The organism is Olivibacter sp. XZL3, assembly GCF_004368405.1.
Taxonomy (GTDB): domain Bacteria; phylum Bacteroidota; class Bacteroidia; order Sphingobacteriales; family Sphingobacteriaceae; genus Olivibacter.
The window spans coordinates 17468-35248 of sequence record NZ_SBJH01000057.1 but is presented as its reverse complement, the minus strand read 5'-3'; the positions used below and the strand labels follow the sequence as shown (position 1 = coordinate 35248).

Genomic DNA, 17781 nt, shown 5'->3' with positions numbered 1-17781 from the left:
TCGTGCATGCCCTATTAAAACGACTTCCTTGGTTAACAACATTAATAAGACATGCGACTCTCTTTAATTTATAGAGGAAAGATATATATTAAAATAGTGTAAACTTAAGATTGATATTGGCCGCCCCTTGCTAAAAATCAGTTTATTTAGTATCTTTGTAGGCTTGAATGATACATGGGGTCGACCGGAATTGACAGGATGGAGACGGTTATGTAAGCATGCAGTGCGTTGTGAGTCTAGCACTATAATCTGAACTTTCAACCTTATAAATGGCGAAAATAACTACGCCTTAGCTGCCTAATTTAGAATTAGCATAGCTTTTGTTCCGTTGCAGTCTGCTTCGTGCTGTAACACCAGGAGCATCGATCAACGAAGCTAGCTGACTTAGCGGCACGATAAGTTAGCGAAATTCAGTGCCTACGGAAGCAAGTATAGGTAAGCGTCCGACCTTCTACTTCCCGACAATTAAACGGAAGCTAAGCATGTAGAAAGCATAAACAGTACCATGTTTGGACGAGGGTTCGAATCCCTCCGGCTCCACAAAGCAACAGCAAGCCCGACGTTAGTCGGGCTTGCTGTTGCTTTACCCCCCTACTAAGGGATGGCTGCGGGCGTGAGTGCGGGCTCCGTGGGACGCAGCCAATCCCCTGTGTTTCGGAGTAAACTCAGTAATACAAAAAGATATTTGAGCGTAGCGAATAGCTTGCTGTTGCTTTACCCCCCTACTAAGGGATGGCTGCGGGCGTGAGTGCGGGCTCCGCGGGACGCAGCCAATCCCCTGTGTTTCGGAGTAAACTCAGTAATACAAAAAGATATTTTAGCATAGCGAATAGCTTGCTGTTGCTTTCCTCCCTACTAAGGGATGGCTGCGGGCGTGAGTGCGGGCTCCGTGGGACGCAGCCAATCCCCTGTGTTTCGGAGTAAACTCAGTAATACAAAAAGATATTTGAGCATAGCGAATAGCTTGCTGTTGCTTTACCCCCCTACTAAGGGATGGCTGCGGGCGTGAGTGCGGGCTCCGTGGGACGCAGCCAATCCCCTGTGTTTCGGAGTAAACTCAGTAATACAAAAAGATATTTGAGCATAGCGAATAGCTTGCTGTTGCTTTACCCCCCTACTAAGGGATGGCTGCGGGCGTGAGTGCGGGCTCCGTGGGACGCAGCCAATCCCCTGTGTTTCGGAGTAAACTCAGTAATACAAAAAGATATTTGAGGATAGCGAATAGCTTGCTGTTGCTTTACCCCCCTACTAAGGGATGGCTGCGGGCGTGAGTGCGGGCTCCGTGGGACGCAGCCAATCCCCTGCGTTCCGGAGTAAACTCAGCAAATACCAATAACAGCTCCACACCAGTACTAACGACATGATTTGCCACAATAAATCTTCATCCAATTGAAAATCCGGATTGATGGATGTGAAATCTAAATCTTCTGAAAAACGGTAATCCGGGATATAACATTTCCGTAAACATGTTCCTCCTTTGAAGATTAGCGCTTCTCTGCAGGAATCTATCGAAAATATAGCATCTATTTTATGGAGTAGATAAAAGCTATTATTCCACATCCGAAGAGGAAGGGCCTGGGAATTCTATATTTAATTCGTCGAAGAGAGTGCGAACCTTTTTTCTCCAACTTGATCGAGCGACGGGCCAACTTTTTTGGTCTTTTAGAATATCAACTCTGTTTTGTGAATGGTGAGGTCTTGATTTTCTACCTTGTACATCTCCCTCATCAAACTTCAATAAAGTTAGAGGTTGATCCAACGGATTTGTTTCTCCATCGAGATCAAAAATAGTACGATGCTCCTCTGCTGAAAATAGAGAACGTTTTCTTTTAAGCTGTTCAAAAAGGTATATTAATGGGAATTTCTCGGAAAGGAGGTCAAGATCATAAATATCTTTTTGAGTGGCACGGTTTGCAGCGGACATCATCTTAAATAATGCAATATCCAGTTCAGAAACGAATTTAATGCCATCTATATTTTCGATGTCGTCGAGCATTTTCATATTTTGAAGAATCTCTACCTTAATCGTTTCTCCATCGCATATAATGAAGAAACGAAGAAAAACATACTGGTCATTGATATCGCATGGGAATTGGAGACCAAATACCCGTGCGCCATAAAAATTCTGGATCTCGTCTTTGATTCTTTCATAACCTGCTTTTCCGACAATATGATGGAAAAAGACATCAATGTCAGTGGATATCCGATGATGATATCGAATAGCTAAGTTAGTACCTCCACCTAAAGCAGACCCCTCAAAACTTTCAAAAGATTGTAACTCACGAATAGTCTTTAATAGACCTTGAGAAATCGCAGACATTATTGATAACGTAAAAATTGCCGAACATGGTAACGACGAGCAACAAGTTTACAGACCTCATTACTAATGCGTTCTTTTGTTTTTTGCAATTCCCTAACAATTTGAGTTTTGCTATAAAGCTTTTCCAAGGGTTGGATATCTTTAGCAAATGTCTCCGCAGTTGTAGCGATTAGCGCTCTAGGGATAATAAAATCCCTGTCATCCTGAACATCTAAATTCTTTGGATCGACATCCCAAAATAAGTGTTTGGGAAAGATTTGCGATATATCCTTTATTACGCTCATTTATACAAATTTACGGCATATTGGAAACAAAAGAAAATAAAAGTAAAATAAATTTGGGCATAAGCCATCTATTTAATGACATGTCATTACCTTTTGTGGTACGATAAGACCCAATTTTTAGGTCTTATCGTACCACAAAAGGTAATAAACACCAATTCATTTTCTATTACGTTTGTTTATGACAGAATAGTATGAAGGGAAGGAAATAAGGCATTCGTCGTCCTCCTTCAGCAAGTATGTCGCCATAATAGATGTAGGTACCCATAAACTAAACTTTACGGTAAAGCCTGGCAAGGGGATTCCAATAGTTTTTGAATCTGGGGCTGGAAATGACGGTAAGGTTTGGGAGGAAATTGTTGCCCTAGCAGATCAAGACGGTCATTTGAATCCCGCGAGTAAGAATATCCAAAATCATAATCTTATATTTATATAAACAAAAATGTTTATATTTATTCTATGATTAAGCGGTTCGAAAAATATAAAGGCATACATCCGGGGATTGTTCTCGAACGAGAATTAAAGAAGCGTGCGATTAAGCAGCGTCCCTTTGCATTGTCTTTAGACGAACATCCACAAACGTTTAACGCGATAACCAAAGGAAAACGAGGGCTTAGTACAGCCCTGGCATTAAAAATCGAACGGGAACTAGGTTTGGAAGAAGGTGCCTTTGTCATTCTACAGGCTTATTACGATATTCAAAAGGTCAAAGAAAAAGAAATTCAACCCACGCCAGATCTGTCCGTTCTCAGTACATCACTTTTTTGGGATACGGATATCAACAAGATAGATTGGCAGAGGCAGTACCGTGCTGTTATCCAACGTGTCTTTGAACGTGGTAACGAAGATGAAAAAGGAGAGATAACACGTTTTTATGGCGTTGAAAAAGTAAGGCAGGCGTTAGAAGAGTCCAAAGCTAGAATTCCTTACACCATCTATAAACCAAATTAATAACGATCTAATATGTTAATGCAGTAAATACTGGGAGTGTATCAAGCAAGATAATGTTGACGCTATTGAACACATACCACGTAACAATCTATTACGTGTAAACCTGAATAATTGTTTGTTATTTCAATCATATTCATTGTTTTTGTTTGATTTATCAATCAAAATGGGCGCTATGAGTTCTAAAAAACAAGTCGTCTTCCCCAAGTATAACAAACTTTATGGAACAGGTCGGCGAAAATATAAAGCTTGCGAGGAAGCGTCGTAAATTGACGACCAGCCAAGTTTCGGAGCGGGCTGGGATTGCAGGTTCAACATTATATCTTATCGAAAAAGGGCGATACCGGTGTGGCCTTTGGTGCCTACTTAAATGTACTTCGTGTCTTAGGTTTACAGGATGATGTATTGAAATTAGCTGCTGATGATGAATTGGGACGAAAATTACAGGATCTGGAATTATTGAAGTAAGTAATGGCAAAAAGCAAATTTGACATATACGTATATGCGCATTGGAAAGGGATTCCGGATCCAAAACTGATGGGAATTCTTTCCGCTCACTATGCCAAAAGTAAAAAGTGAGCTGCACCGATCAGTGGCTAAACATTTTTTCGGAACTTGATCCGCGCGTGGGTTTCTTTGGTTTCTTCCCCAAGAGATTAGCGCTAGTCTCTATACGGTCGCTGTTCAAAGTCGCTCCTGTATTTATTTTTACAGGTGGTATGTCGATTTCACCAGAAATAACGATATTTAGAGTGAATGATTAGGGCGGACAGTAAACTCGACGCCATTTAAGACAAGCTAAAAATATGAATCAGCAAAACATTCCTTTACCACCAGCCTATGAAGAAATATTGGCGCAGTCCCGGAAATTGGGATTCCCCATGCTATCGGACGTATACACCGGTAGTTTGTTAAGAACTTTAGTTGCTTCGAAGCCGGCAGGTCGTTTTTTGGAGCTCGGTACAGGTACCGGTCTTGCACTATCTTGGATAGTAGAAGCCATGAATAGCGAATCTACCGTCGTTTCGGTGGATAATAATGAGCTGTACCAATCAGTGGCTAAACATTTTTTCGGAACTGACCCGCGCGTGGAGTTGATTTGTACAGATGGAAACCAATGGATAGTAGAAAACCAACAGGAGGAATTTGATCTCATCTTTGCAGATACATGGCCGGGAAAATATAGTGTGCTTGAGGAGACACTGGCGATGCTGAAGCCGGGTGGTTTTTACCTGATCGACGACATGCTCCCACAGCCCAATTGGCCGGAAGGGCACCCGGATAATGTCGACAAGCTAATCGCGCATCTTGAACAACGAAGCGATATCCAAATGACTAAAATGAACTGGTCGACTGGGTTGATTTTTATCGCTAAAAAATAGGGACACTATGATACTAGAAGTAGCCGTATTATGTAAAGCCGGAAGATGAAAGGGTTTGCAACTATTCATAACTTCTGGCAATTCGATCGACTTAATTTAAATAGCTTAAGAAATGAAAATAGCGCTTGCATCACCACCATTCCCGGGATCAATCAGCCACGGGTTGAAAATACTCCAGTCGTTTTCAGCCGATGCCGTGGCACAAGGAGCTGAAATCGTCTGTTTTCCAGAATCCTTTCTTCCAGGATATCCTGGTATGGGATATCCCATCGACGACCGGTCTCCTTTGTCATTACAAAAAGCACTAAATTCAGCTGTAACTATAGCGAAGACTAATAATATAGCAATCATACTTCCGATGGATGGTTGCATCGATGATCAGCTATATAATCTGGCCTATGTGATAGATAAGAGTGGTAAGATACTGGGTTATCAGACGAAGAACCAGCTCGATCCTAGCGAAGACGACATCTGGACTGCGGGTGAAAAGCGCCAGGTATTTGAAGTTAATGGAGTAAAATTTGGTATCACGATCTGCCATGAAGGGTTTCGCTATCCTGAGTCAGTGCGTTGGTGTGCTGTTAACGACGCAAAAATCGTTTTTCATCCCCATTTCTCGGGCAGCAATGATCAAGGGCCGATTTTAAAAAGATTTGGTGCAATTGAAAACCCCTATTATGAACGCGCGATGATGATGCGGGCATTAGAAAACACCATCTATTTTGCCAGTGTAAATTATGCATCGAACTATCCGGAATCAGCTTCTGCAATGATTGCTCCCGACGGTTCTTGTATAGCGCATCAAGGATATGGTGAAGCAGGGGTTTTAGTTGTTGACCTTGACCTTGATAAAGCAACCGGCTTACTTGCGAAGCGATTCAAATCGCATTTATTTTTGTAGTTAAAATTAATTCGGCCTCTTTCTTACTAACTGTATAAAAGGGAGTCTGAGTGAAAATGCTGCTAATACGAAAGGGATGAATAAAGAAGATCTAGCGTTTCGAACAACAGGAATGCTTTCTCAAGACGAAAAACAGCAAATTATGGATTTGTGGAATCACGAATACCCGGCTAAACTGGCTTACAATAATTTAGCAGCTTTCGAACGATATATTGGTGGATTAGAAAAACCGATACATATTCTCGTCAGATCCGATGACCAAATTGCTGGTTGGGGGACTAAGTTCAGTAGAGATCAAGCTAGATGGTTTGTTCTCATCCTTTCCAGTTCCATTCATGGTCAGGGTATCGGTTCGGTTATAATGGACCGACTTAAAAACTACGAATCACAACTCCATGGCTGGGTCATCGATCATAACAGAGATGTTAAAGTAAACGGCAAGCCGTATACGTCACCCCTGAATTTTTATTTAAAACATGGTTTTGAAGTTGTTCCAGATCAACGTTTGGAACTCCCGGCATTATCGGCAGTCAAAATAAGCTGGATAAAATAGGAAAGATATAAAATAATAGATCGAATACAATGATGAACATATACGCGGAAACTGAACGCTAATTTTAACCCAGAATACGCATTAGCTCATGAACTGCAATGAAATGCTCCTTTACATCCATTTCAATAGCTCATTCGCCATACCCCAGTATGTCTCATTCCCTATTTCATGCCTGTTTTGGATCATTCCCTTTCGTTTTAATTCCTAACGCGTAATCTGGGTTTAAGAGAAATACTGCCGACGGATATTGAAGGCATGTACGAATTGGATTCCGATCCAGAGGTACATAAATATTTAGGTAACAACCCGATAAAAGATAAGGATCAAGTTCCTGGTATTATCGACTTCATTAGAAAGCAATATATTGAACATGGTATCGGAAGGTGGGCAGTCGTCGATAAGCAAACGAATGATTTTATAGGATGGGCAGGTCTTAAGTATATTACGGAAGAGACGAATGGACAAAAGAATTATTACGATCTCGGCTATCGATTAATAAACGGTACTGGGGAAGAGGAATTGCAACGGAAGCAGCGATAGCTTCACTTGATTATGGTTTTAAGACCTTAGGATTAGACGAAATGTATGCTATCGCAGCATGTCAAAATAAGGGCTCAAACAGCGTTTTGACTAAGGTTGGATTCACTTTTGTTGAAGTGTTTGAACTTGATGCCGTAAAATGTAATTGGTATAGAATAGACAAACCATCTTATCGACTTAATCATCTAGATCGAAGTTCTATATAAAACGCAACCAAAATTATTTCGGAAATCGCAACAAAGAAAACCAACGATCCACGTCAAAAGGAATGTGTGCGGCAAATGGCTTGGTAAAATGCGACAAACATTACTTCTTCCACAATGTTTTAGTCATATGCAGCATGAAAAAAGAGATTACCAGCCTATCGCCAACTATGGTATTATCGGAAATATGAAAACATCAGCCCTTGTGTCTAAAACAGGCTCCATCGACTTTATGTGTTTTCCTCAATTCGATTCAGCGACGATCTTTGCTTCAATACTCGACGCGCAAAAAGGCGGCTATTTTTCGATCGAACCACAGATGGAAGGGATAGAAACCAAGCAACTCTATATGCCGGGTACAGCTGTATTGATTACTCGTTTTTTCTCCGATGAAGGCATAGCTGAGTTAACGGATTATATGCCTGTCGAGAACAGTGATGGACAGCTACATAGCAATTGTGCGATTGTCCGGAAAATCTCGAGTATACGAGGGAACATCGATTATAAAATGTCCTGCTGTCCGCGTTTTGACTATGCAATGGTGTCGCACAGCTTACACAAATACCACAACAGACTCACTTTTGAGGCGATCAATGATGGAGGGGCAAAAGTCCGACTGATGGCAGAGGTAAAACTGGAGAAAAAGAACAACGACGCTTATGCTGCCTTTTCCGTGAAAGAAGGAGAATCGGTGTTTATCGTGCTTGAATCGGTGGAAGAGGGTGAAGAAGAGCGCTTCTTTGATTTGGCACATTATGCGCAGCATACTTATTATGAAACAATCAGTTATTGGCGTAAATGGTTGAGCAAATCGACCTATCGTGGTAACTGGCAGGAACTGGTTGCCCGATCAGCTATTACATTGAAATTAATGACTTCGATGAAGTATGGCTCCATTGTAGCAGCTCCGACGTTTGGCCTACCGGAAACTTTGGGAGGAAACAGGAATTGGGATTACCGTTTTACCTGGATTCGAGACGCTGCATTTACCTTGTATGCTTTTTTACGACTTGGTTTTGAAGAGGAGGCGGAAAAGTTTATGGCTTGGATTCATGAGCAGTGCATAGATAAGGATTTACAGTTGATTTATCCTTTGGATGGAAAGGGCGATTTGACAGAAAAAGAGCTGCTGCATTTGGATGGATATAAAGGGGCTAAACCGGTGCGTATCGGTAATGGCGCTGCACAACAGTTGCAACTGGATATATATGGGGAACTGATCGATACGATCTATATTTATAACAAAAATTTCCGACCGATTACCCACGAGTTCTGGGAAATTCTGGTAAAACAGGTCGAGATTGTGTTAATGCGGTGGCGCGAACCCGATCACGGGATATGGGAAATAAGAAACGAAAAACGGGAGTTTTTGCATACACGGCTGATGTGCTGGGTGGCTGTCGATAGGGCGATTAAAATTGCCGAACACCGCACTTTTCCTTATCCCGAACAAGAATGGAAGGCTGCAAGGAACGAGATTTATGAGGATATCTACCATAATTTCTGGAATGAAAAGTTGGAGAGCTGGGTGCAACATAAGGGAAGTGATAGCGTCGATGCCAGTGTGTTGCTCATGCCGTTGGTGCATTTCTTGACACCTCAAGAGCCGCGATGGATCAAAACTATGGAGGCCGTAGATAAGGAACTGCGATTGGATGTGCTAGTTTATCGTTATCATAATCATATTGAAAAAATAGATGGACTGGATGGGGACGAGGGGACTTTTAATATGTGCTCATTTTGGTATGTGGAATGCTTGGCGAAGGCGGGTAAGGTGGAGCAAGCAGTGGAAAATTTTGAAAAATTGCTGGGATATAGTAATCACCTAGGACTTTTTAGCGAGCAAATCGGAAAAAAGGGGGAGCACTTGGGGAATTTTCCGCAGGCATTTACCCATCTGGCACTGATCAGCGCAGCCTTGGAGCTTGATAAGCAGATGAGACGGCGTCACTTTTAAGCATATTCCATACAGAACACATGGCTTGTCGGAACGCCGCGCAAAGCCGTACTATCATCGCCATGGTACAAAATTTAAAAAAATCCGGAGGATATAGAACGTGATCGTCGAATTTTGTCTTTACTTTAGTCAAGTAAACGCTCATTAATTCAGCATCGCATAATGAAAAAAGTAGTTTGTTACGGAGAGGTATTATGGGATATGCTTCCCGAGGGGAAAAAGCCAGGCGGCGCACCCATGAATGTCGCTTATCATCTGAACCGACTGGGTTTAGAGAGCTATGTGGTCAGCAGGGTCGGAGCCGATCCGCTAGGGGAGGAGCTGACTATGTTCTTGAAAAAAATGGGTTTAACCACCGATTATATTCAAGTAGACGCAGATCACAAAACCAGTGAAGTCATAGCCACCGAAGGAGCCAACCACGAAATGAGCTATGATATCGTGCAGCCGGTCGCTTGGGACTTTATAGTTTCAGATACCGAGACATCAACCTTGATTGAAAGCGCTGATCTGATGGTGTTCGGAACTCTCGCCGCGCGTAATGAAGTTAGTCGGACTACATTGTACGAACTGATAGAACACGCAAAACTTAAGCTGTTCGATGTTAATTTCCGGGCACCCCACTACGAGCAATCGATTGTCGATTACCTACTACGTAAGGCCGATATCGTAAAGCTGAATAATCATGAACTTCGGATTATCGCATCGTGGCTTGGCGGTGATGGCGACAATGAGCAAGAAAGTATAAATCGATTGCAGGATGTTTACGGAATCGGGGAGCTCATTGTTACCAAAGGCGGAGATGGTGCCTCTTATTATACACTAACAGAGCGATACGATTATAAAGCCTATTCGGTGATTGTAAAAGACACCGTAGGCAGTGGTGATTCTTTTTTGGCCGCCTTTGTTGCGCAAAAGCTGTTGGGAAAATCCATCGAAGATATGTTGGATTATGCAGCCGCGCTCGGTGCTTATGTTACCGCTCAAGCTGGTGCCAATCCCGATTATAAGACGACCGATTTAGCGCACTTTATGTGGCGGAAGCAGTTGGAACAACTGAAGTGGCAATAGCGTGCTATTTGATTTTACTTTTGTATTGACTAGGCGAATAACCGAATTTTGCTTTGAATGTGGTGGAGAAATAACTCGGACTGGAAAAGCCTACGGCATAAGTGATTTCTGCGACGTTCAGCGATTCGTGTTGGAGAAGGTAAGAAGCCTTCTTTAAACGGCGTTCCAGCAGATATTCGTTCACCGTCATTCCCGTTAAGGATCTGATCTTTCTATACAGATGCATGCGGGAAATGCCGATCAATCGACAGATGTCTTCAACGCAGAACCGGTCGTTACTTAAATTCTCTTCCACCACACTGGAAAAATCGTTCAATAGCTTCCGGTCCATCGCACTTAATTTGACGCTTTCAGTAGGGAGTTCGATGGCACTGGTGAAGTGGGTTTTTAATACTTTCCTATTGTGTATTAAGGCCCGGATACTGGCCGACAGGTTTTTGATGAGGAAGGGCTTGGTGATATACATATCGACAAGGGCGTCCATGCCCGAAATAACCTGTTCCGAACTCGCTTGGGCCGTCAGGAGAATAATAGGGATATGGGAGGTTTTGAAGTCGCTTTTTAAGGTTCTACAGACCTCCTTGCCGGACAGCTCCGGTATCACGTTATCGGTGATGATGAGATCGGGCACCTTTTCCCTCGCAAGTCGAATCGCCTCCGGGCCGCTGCTCGTAAAAAATACATCGTATTTATCACTCAACTCCGTCACCAGATAATTTAAAAGATCAGGGTTGTCTTCTACAATAAGTAAAGAGTGTTCTTTTACACCCCATTGCTCGGATTGCTCCATTTCCTGGATCTCGGTGTCCGAATAGATTTCCTGAATAGAAGTCTTTTCCGCTCTTTGAGGTGAAGGGTTATGAAGTGTTAGTTTTTCCCGGTCGCTTAAATGTTGACTGCCCAGAGGAAGGATGACGATAAAGGTAGAGCCTAACCCTTTTTTCGACTCTACCTGTATTTGTCCTTTATGTTTTGTGATGATTTCTTTGGCCAGTGATAAGCCGATGCCGAAACCGTTGGCAGGTGCGTTATCGGCTTGATAGTAAGGGTCAAAAATCAATGTAATATCTTTTTCGTGCATGCCGATACCTGAGTCCTTGATTTTAATGCTTACATCGCTTCCCATGCGTTCCACATAAACTTTGATGAAACCTCCTGCGTTCACAAATTTAAAAGCGTTCGATAGAAGGTTTAGCAAAGCTTTGTCGAGCATATTGAGGTCGAACCATACCGAAATCTCTTTTTCAGCGGGCACAAAGGACAGTTGCACTTGTCTTTTCAGCGCATAGATTTTAAAAGGTTCCATCAGATCCCGGATGAAGGACACCAAATTATTGGGCGACGCTTGTATGACATAGCCTTCTATTTCAATTTTCCGGAAATCCAACAGTTGATTGACAATGTTGAGCAGTCTTACTGAGTTCCGCTGGACGGCTTTTATCTTATCGCCGGCCAGCGATAAAAGACGGGTATCTTTGGCCATATCTTCTATGGGGGATAGGATAAGCGTCAGCGGAGTCCGGAGCTCGTGGGTGATGTTGGTAAAGAAGTTGAGCCGGGCTTCGGTGCCGGCCGCTGCTTGTTTGGACATTTCGATAAGCTGCTTCCGCTGCGTATCGATTTCTAAATTCTTTTTGGCTAGGTTTTTATTGATTTTCCGGTTATCTCTCAGCAAAATCACAACGATGCTTCCAAAAATTAATGACAATACAAGCAATACGATAATTGCATTCAGCACTGCCTGTTGGCTTTTATATACTATTTTCTGTTCGTCCAGCAGCTTACGCTGACTGTAAATATCGTCTTTTTGGCTGCTGATCATGGCGGCTTGCATCTTCATCACGCGCACGTTCGTTGAATCGATCACGATGGAGCTCAGTTTATTTTCTTTTTTGAAAGGTTGGCCTCTTAGGATGTCCAAAGCCGTCCGTATAGCTTCTTTTCCGAAGGTGGGATATATGAGCGATGCCGTGATCTTTCCATCGTACACCATGTCCAGTCCTCCGCCTTCGCCGAAACAGGCATCAACGCCGATAATGGGTATGTGCTTTTCCGGATAATATTTATGGAGAATTTTTCGTGCGCCGAGAGCCATATTATCGTTATGGGCAAATATGGCGTCTATACTTGCTAATTGCCGATGCATATCGCTCAACATGTTTTTTGTGGTATCTTCCATCCAATCGCCATAAACGGTTTTCGCTATAGTCAGGCCTTTCGACCGATTAATTGCTTTAGCGAAACCTTTGCCTCTGTCTATAGCCGGAGAAGAACCTAATAATCCCATAATCTCGATCACCCTTCCCTTGTCGCCGATGAGTTGAGACAGGTACTGTCCGGCCATTTCGCCAATCTCCACATTATCGGAGCCAATAAATGCGGTATAATCGCGACCCTTAATTTCTCTATCGATCACAATCACCGGAATTCCGCGATCCATCACTTTCTTTACGGTGGCGGTCAAAGGTTCGGCCTCATTGGGAGAAATTACCAGCAAATCAATTTCCTTATCGATGAGCGTATCGACCTGTGCCCGCTGAGTTTCGCTATTACCGCCTGCCTCTAGATAATGGAAATCGACTTCCGGATGAAGACTTAACTCAGTCAGCATTTCTGCAAGCATGTTTCTTCTCCACAGATCGTTACCGGTACATTGAGAAAATCCAATGGTGAAGGTATTATTTTTTTTAGCGGTTTTGCAGGAAAGGATTAAGCCGAAACCTAAAACCAAAAGCAAGACAATGGGAAATCTGTTGAAAAAAATAGCATTCATGTTTATAATTCAGTTAGCAGGCCACCGGTTGTTGGCGGTAGGTTCCGACAAATATAAGCGATTGCTTCTTTGAGCGGCAAGAAAAAATGTTTTCCTTATTTAGGTGGTTCAACATCTATGGTACAATAGTAAAAGACGATGTTACACGGTTGAAATGTTAAGGCCGATAATCGGATTGTTTTATCGGTAACGTACTGATAATTATCATTTTGTGGTATGTTATAAAAGTTAAACGATTTGATCGTAACCAGCACGTCCTTGCTTTTAGGCTGCTCTATCTTGCAGCACCAATTCAAAAAATCAAGATAGATCGACATGATGAAAAATCACATTGTAAAACTATGGTCAGTAGTAGTGGCTTTAGGAGGTTTTCTTTTCGGCTTTGACACAGCGGTTATTTCCGGAGCGGAGAAAGCGATCGAGCAATATTGGCAACTTACCATCTTCGAACATGGTTTTACCATTTCGGTTGCACTCATCGGCACCGTAATCGGATCGTTGCTGGGCTCTTATCCAACCGATAAGCTGGGACGAAAAAAAACTTTATACCTCGTTGCTCTTGCCTACCTCTTTGCTTCTCTAGGAACCGCCTTTACCAGTAACTGGTATCTTTTTGTGCTCTTTCGGTTTATTGGGGGTCTCGGTGTAGGAGCTTCGTCGGTCACAGCACCAATTTATATATCTGAAATATCCCCTCCTGATCGCCGAGGTGCGCTAGTTGGGCTATTTCAATTTAATGTGGTATTGGGTATACTGATCTCATATTTATCAAACTATTTGATCAATCAACTGGGCGGTGAGTCGTGGCGCCTGATGCTTGGTGTTCAGGCTGTACCGTCGCTTCTTTTTCTGGTAGCTATTTATTTCATCCGGGAGAGCCCCAGATGGCTGCTGATGAAAGGATTGCGTAGGGACGAGGCAATCGAAACATTGAGCCTTATTAATCCGCTGGGTTATCATCAGGAGCTTCTTGCTATTGAAAACGCGGCTGGGCTAAAGGCTAGCAAAGAGACGCATGCACTGTTCGTTAAAGATTACAGAAAGCCGTTGATATTGGCCGGGCTGTTTGCACTCTTTAACCAGTTATCAGGTATTAACGCCATTATTTATTACGCACCGCGCATTTTTGAGATGGCTGGATTGGGAGTTCATTCTTCTTTATTGTCGACAATCGGGATCGGCATGACCAATTTTGTGTTTACGCTGCTGGCGGTTCAGCTAATTGATAAGGTGGGTAGAAAAATGTTGATGAAAATTGGCTCGGCGGGCATTATCGTTTCCCTGTTGTTGGTGGTGTTCTCTTTTAATAATCCGACAGAGTCGGGCATGTACATTTCATTCTATTTCATGCTTTTTATAGCTTGTTTTGCCTTCTCTCAAGGAGCCGTTATCTGGGTTTTTATAGCGGAGATTTTTCCAAATCAGGTGCGGGCGAAGGGACAAACCTTCGGGAGTTCTATCCATTGGATGCTTGCAGCACTGGTGACCTTTGCCTTTCCGATATTGGCGGAGGCTTTCGGCGCTGTGATGACATTTTTATTCTTTACCGGGATGATGGTGCTGCAGCTGGTCTTTGTAATCTGGTGGATGCCTGAAACCAAAGGCATCAGTCTGGAAGCCATCGAAGCACAGCTGGCCAATGAGCCGCTCATCTAATTTGTCTATTAACCAATACGAATAAACCAAACTAATCTAATTAATTAAACCAAAGATGAGAAAAGAAGTATTTATTGCATACTGCCTAAGTATGTTCCTTTTTCTGAGCGCTGCGGCGCAGGAAGTTATGATATCCGGCCTAGTGCGGGATACGAGTTCGGTTCCGTTGGAGGGCGTAACGGTATCGATTGTCGGGAAAACGGGCTCGGTCATTACCGACAAAAACGGGGCGTACAGAATTGCTGCTGCCATCGGTGAAACGATTTCTTTCAGCATGCTCGGTAGCGAGCCGGTACGGATGGTGATCAGAAACGGCGATCCGATTAATGTGGAGATGAAAACCAGCGTGAATGCGCTCGAAGATGTGATTGTTACGGGCTATACATCGGAGCGCAAAAAAGACCTGACGGGGGCTGTTTCGGTCGTTAAAATAGCGGATATTGAAAATGTGCCGCTCGGAAATCCGGTAAAAGCGATGCAGGGTCGGGTTCCCGGCGTGGAGGTCGGCGCCACCGGTGCACCGAATGGCGGGGTAACCGTACGCATGCGCGGCCAGACGACACTCAATATCAGTAACGATCCCCTTTATATTATCGATGGTGTACCGACCCAACGGGGATTGCAGGAGATCAATCAAAGCGATATCGAGTCGATGCAGGTACTGCGGGATGCGTCGGCCGCTTCGATTTATGGGTCGAGAGCAGCGGCAGGGGTCATCATCGTGACCACCAAACGAGGGAAGTCGGGCGTGAGGCGGATTGATGTGGACGCTTCGCATTCGCTGCAATTTTATAACAGTAAAATCAACACCTTGAATACCGATCAGCGCGCCCGTGCCTATTGGCAGGCAGCGGTGAATGACGGGCGATTCGGGCCGGCCCTTAACAACCCGCAGGATCCCGCTGATTTAAGCTTAATTTACGACTTCGACTGGAATCGCGATTTTTCAAATCCGCAGCTAAATGCCGTTATACTCGGGCAATATGTAGATCCGGAACAGACGATGCTTACGTCCGACACGCGCTGGTTTGATGAGGTTTCACGGGTTTCGCAGATTAAACAATACAACCTGGCCCTTGCAAATGGCGGACAGCACGGAACTTCCTTCTTTTCGTTGGGGTACTACGATAATGAGGGGATTATTAAGCGTACGCGGAGTCAACGGTTAACCTTACGCATGAACATCGATCATTCTTTGTTTAACGGAAAACTTAAAATAGGGGAAAATCTGAACCTCTCTTATTTCAAGGATGCGCAAATCCCAACCGGGGATATTACTTCGCTCGCGCTGATCTTGAATCCTATTTTGCCGGTTCGTACACTTGACGGCGGTTGGGGAGGACCTGTAGCGGGGATGGACGATCGACAAAATCCAGTTAGATTGATCGAAGACAATAAGCAGAATAACAACCATTTTGGCCGTATTCTGAGCAGTACTTTTGCCGATCTTTCCATTTTAGAGGGACTGAATTTTAGAACCGCTTTTAATGTCGATTATGCCGGGACTTTTTACCGCCATCTGCTCTTGCCTTACCAATCGGGGTTCCTGAACAGTGATGTTACACAGGTCAACACGAATTTCGATTATAGTGGCTCATTAACCTGGCAAAATATCTTGACTTACGACTTGAACTCGAACGAGCACCGCGTCAATTTTCTGCTGGGTTCGGAAACGGTCAATAACCAATATCAGGGATTTAATGCCAGTGCGCAGGGCTTAGCTATTGCGGATATGAATTATGCCTACCTCACACAGGGTACCCGAAATATTCTTGCGCGCGGTGATGGCAATTCGGATGCGCTGCAGTCATTTTTCTTTAAGGCAAATTACAATTATCACGATCGCTACTTGGCTTCTGTTACCATCAGAAGAGACGGGTCGAGCAAGTTTGGTTCGAACAACCGATACGCGAATTTTCCGGCGGCATCCCTTGGATGGCGGATTAGTGAAGAAAGTTTTTTTAAAGACCACATAGGTTTTATCTCCGACTTTAAACTGCGCTATAGCTGGGGCCAAACAGGCAATCAGAGTATTCCTGCGTATGCTACGTACTCACTCTACCGTGCGATATATGGAACCGACCTGACTTGGGATCCGAGTGAGGGCAGCGCCTATGATATAGGCGGGCAGGGTACCGGTACACTTCCCTCCGGATATACGGCCATACAAACGGGCAATCCGGATTTGAAATGGGAAACCACCACGCAATCGAACTTTGGTGTGGATTTCGGACTGCTGTCTAATAAGCTTACTGGTTCGGTGGAATATTATATAAAGAACACCGAAGATATTTTGATCAGTCCGCCTTACCTCGGTGTGGTGGGCGAGGGAGGCAATACATGGATTAACGGCGCGTCGCTGGAGAATAAAGGCTTAGAGGCGGCCGTCAATTATACACAAAGCTTGGGGCCGGATTTGCGCTTGGATATCGCAGCTAATATCACCCGAAACCGATTAAAGATCACGGAGCTGCCGAATAATGCAATTATCGGTTATCCGGGGAATGGAACTACGTATACCATTATCGGGCACTCGCCGAATACGCATTTTGGCTGGGTAGCAGATGGTTTGTTCACTACCCAGGAGCAACTCGATAATAGTCCGGAACAACCGGGAAAAGCACTTGGTCGGATCCGCTACCTCGACCTCGATCAGAACGGGCGCATTGACAATAACGATCAGCAGTACTTAGGTACTTCAGACCCTGATTTTACCTATGGTTTAAATCTTGCTTTAAGCTACAAACGATTTAATATAGCCCTATTCTTTCAAGGTATACAGGGAGGCGTCGTCAATAACAGTTATAAGAACTTAACGGATTTCACGTCATTGGCACCCGGATCGAACTGGGGTAGTCGGGTATTGGAAGGCTGGACCCCGGAAAATCCGACTGCTACTGTCCCGGCTCTTACGTTGGTCAATACGAATAATGAGAATAGGTTTTCAACTTACTTTCTTGAACCGAGAAGCTACCTGAAATTGCGGAACATTGAAATTGGATACGACCTGAAGGACGCCTTTGAAAGATTTAATGTGAGTCGTGCGCGGGTGTATATGCAGGCCTCCAATTTATTGCGTTTGAAAAACGAGGCATACACGGCGCCCGATCCGGAAAACCCGGGCAACGCCTATCCCATACCCGTCATTGCTACGCTGGGCTTTAATCTGTCATTCTAAATGTTAAGTCGCATTAAA

The 17781-nt window shown here is 43.8% G+C and carries 13 protein-coding genes, 1 other RNA gene and 1 pseudogene; 11 read left to right on the top strand and 4 right to left on the bottom strand.

Going from position 1 to position 17781, the window contains the following annotated elements; all coding sequences use genetic code 11:
* Nucleotides 1–176: 176 nt before the first annotated feature.
* Nucleotides 177–543: a transfer-messenger RNA gene (gene ssrA / locus EPX21_RS12200) on the top strand.
* Nucleotides 544–1248: 705 nt separating this feature from the next.
* Here the strand turns inward: ssrA and EPX21_RS23475 are convergent.
* From EPX21_RS23475 to EPX21_RS12185, 3 genes are read right to left on the bottom strand one after another with little or no spacing between them, the layout of a single operon-like run.
* Nucleotides 1249–1560 carry a nucleotidyl transferase AbiEii/AbiGii toxin family protein gene (locus tag EPX21_RS23475; RefSeq protein ID WP_134089972.1) on the bottom strand — a complete coding sequence of 104 codons (312 nt, stop codon included), beginning with the start codon at nt 1558–1560 and terminating at the stop codon, nt 1249–1251.
* Nucleotides 1550–2320 (bottom strand): nucleotidyl transferase AbiEii/AbiGii toxin family protein, encoded by a 771-nt coding sequence (locus tag EPX21_RS12190; RefSeq protein ID WP_134089971.1) that lies wholly within the window; start codon nt 2318–2320, stop codon nt 1550–1552. The genes EPX21_RS23475 and EPX21_RS12190 overlap by 11 nt, the downstream gene beginning before the upstream one ends.
* Complete coding sequence (locus tag EPX21_RS12185) at nt 2320–2604, bottom strand: hypothetical protein (protein ID WP_134089970.1); 285 nt, start codon at nt 2602–2604, stop codon at nt 2320–2322. The genes EPX21_RS12190 and EPX21_RS12185 overlap by 1 nt, the downstream gene beginning before the upstream one ends.
* Nucleotides 2605–3060: 456 nt before the next feature.
* Between EPX21_RS12185 and EPX21_RS12180 the strand changes: the two genes are divergently transcribed.
* The 8 genes and pseudogenes from EPX21_RS12180 (at nt 3061) to EPX21_RS12145 (ending at nt 10156) form a co-directional block, all read left to right on the top strand.
* A complete protein-coding gene (locus EPX21_RS12180; protein WP_134089969.1) occupies nt 3061–3552 on the top strand; it encodes a plasmid maintenance system antidote protein in 492 nt (163 codons plus the stop codon).
* Nucleotides 3553–3770: 218 nt separating this feature from the next.
* Entirely contained in the window at nt 3771–3950 is a 180-nt protein-coding gene (locus EPX21_RS23470; protein ID WP_370450981.1) for a helix-turn-helix transcriptional regulator, read from the top strand.
* Between the two features lie 405 nt (nt 3951–4355).
* Complete coding sequence (locus tag EPX21_RS12170) at nt 4356–4931, top strand: O-methyltransferase (protein ID WP_134089968.1); 576 nt, start codon at nt 4356–4358, stop codon at nt 4929–4931.
* A 112-nt stretch (nt 4932–5043) separates the two neighbouring features.
* On the top strand, nt 5044–5832 hold the full coding sequence (locus tag EPX21_RS12165) for a carbon-nitrogen hydrolase family protein (protein WP_134089967.1): 789 nt from the start codon (nt 5044–5046) through the stop codon (nt 5830–5832).
* 76 nt (nt 5833–5908) lie between these two features.
* Entirely contained in the window at nt 5909–6385 is a 477-nt protein-coding gene (locus EPX21_RS12160) for a GNAT family N-acetyltransferase (protein WP_134089966.1), read from the top strand.
* A 255-nt stretch (nt 6386–6640) separates the two neighbouring features.
* Nucleotides 6641–7131 (top strand): annotated as a pseudogene (locus tag EPX21_RS23465) (GNAT family N-acetyltransferase).
* A 127-nt stretch (nt 7132–7258) separates the two neighbouring features.
* Nucleotides 7259–9085, top strand: a complete 1827-nt coding sequence (locus EPX21_RS12150; RefSeq protein ID WP_134089965.1) for a glycoside hydrolase family 15 protein — start codon at nt 7259–7261, stop codon at nt 9083–9085.
* 162 nt (nt 9086–9247) lie between these two features.
* Complete coding sequence (locus EPX21_RS12145) at nt 9248–10156, top strand: carbohydrate kinase (protein ID WP_134089964.1); 909 nt, start codon at nt 9248–9250, stop codon at nt 10154–10156.
* A 4-nt stretch (nt 10157–10160) separates the two neighbouring features.
* On the opposite strand, the gene EPX21_RS12140 is transcribed toward EPX21_RS12145, so the two are convergent.
* Nucleotides 10161–12929: a substrate-binding domain-containing protein gene (locus EPX21_RS12140; protein ID WP_134089963.1), complete on the bottom strand. Its 2769-nt coding sequence runs from the start codon at nt 12927–12929 to the stop codon at nt 10161–10163.
* Nucleotides 12930–13244: 315 nt separating this feature from the next.
* On the opposite strand from EPX21_RS12140, the gene EPX21_RS12135 reads away from it, so the two are divergent.
* Entirely contained in the window at nt 13245–14585 is a 1341-nt protein-coding gene (locus tag EPX21_RS12135) for a sugar porter family MFS transporter (RefSeq protein ID WP_240768669.1), read from the top strand.
* A gap of 55 nt (nt 14586–14640) precedes the next feature.
* Nucleotides 14641–17763: a TonB-dependent receptor gene (locus EPX21_RS12130; protein ID WP_134089962.1), complete on the top strand. Its 3123-nt coding sequence runs from the start codon at nt 14641–14643 to the stop codon at nt 17761–17763.
* Nucleotides 17764–17781: the final 18 nt, after the last annotated feature.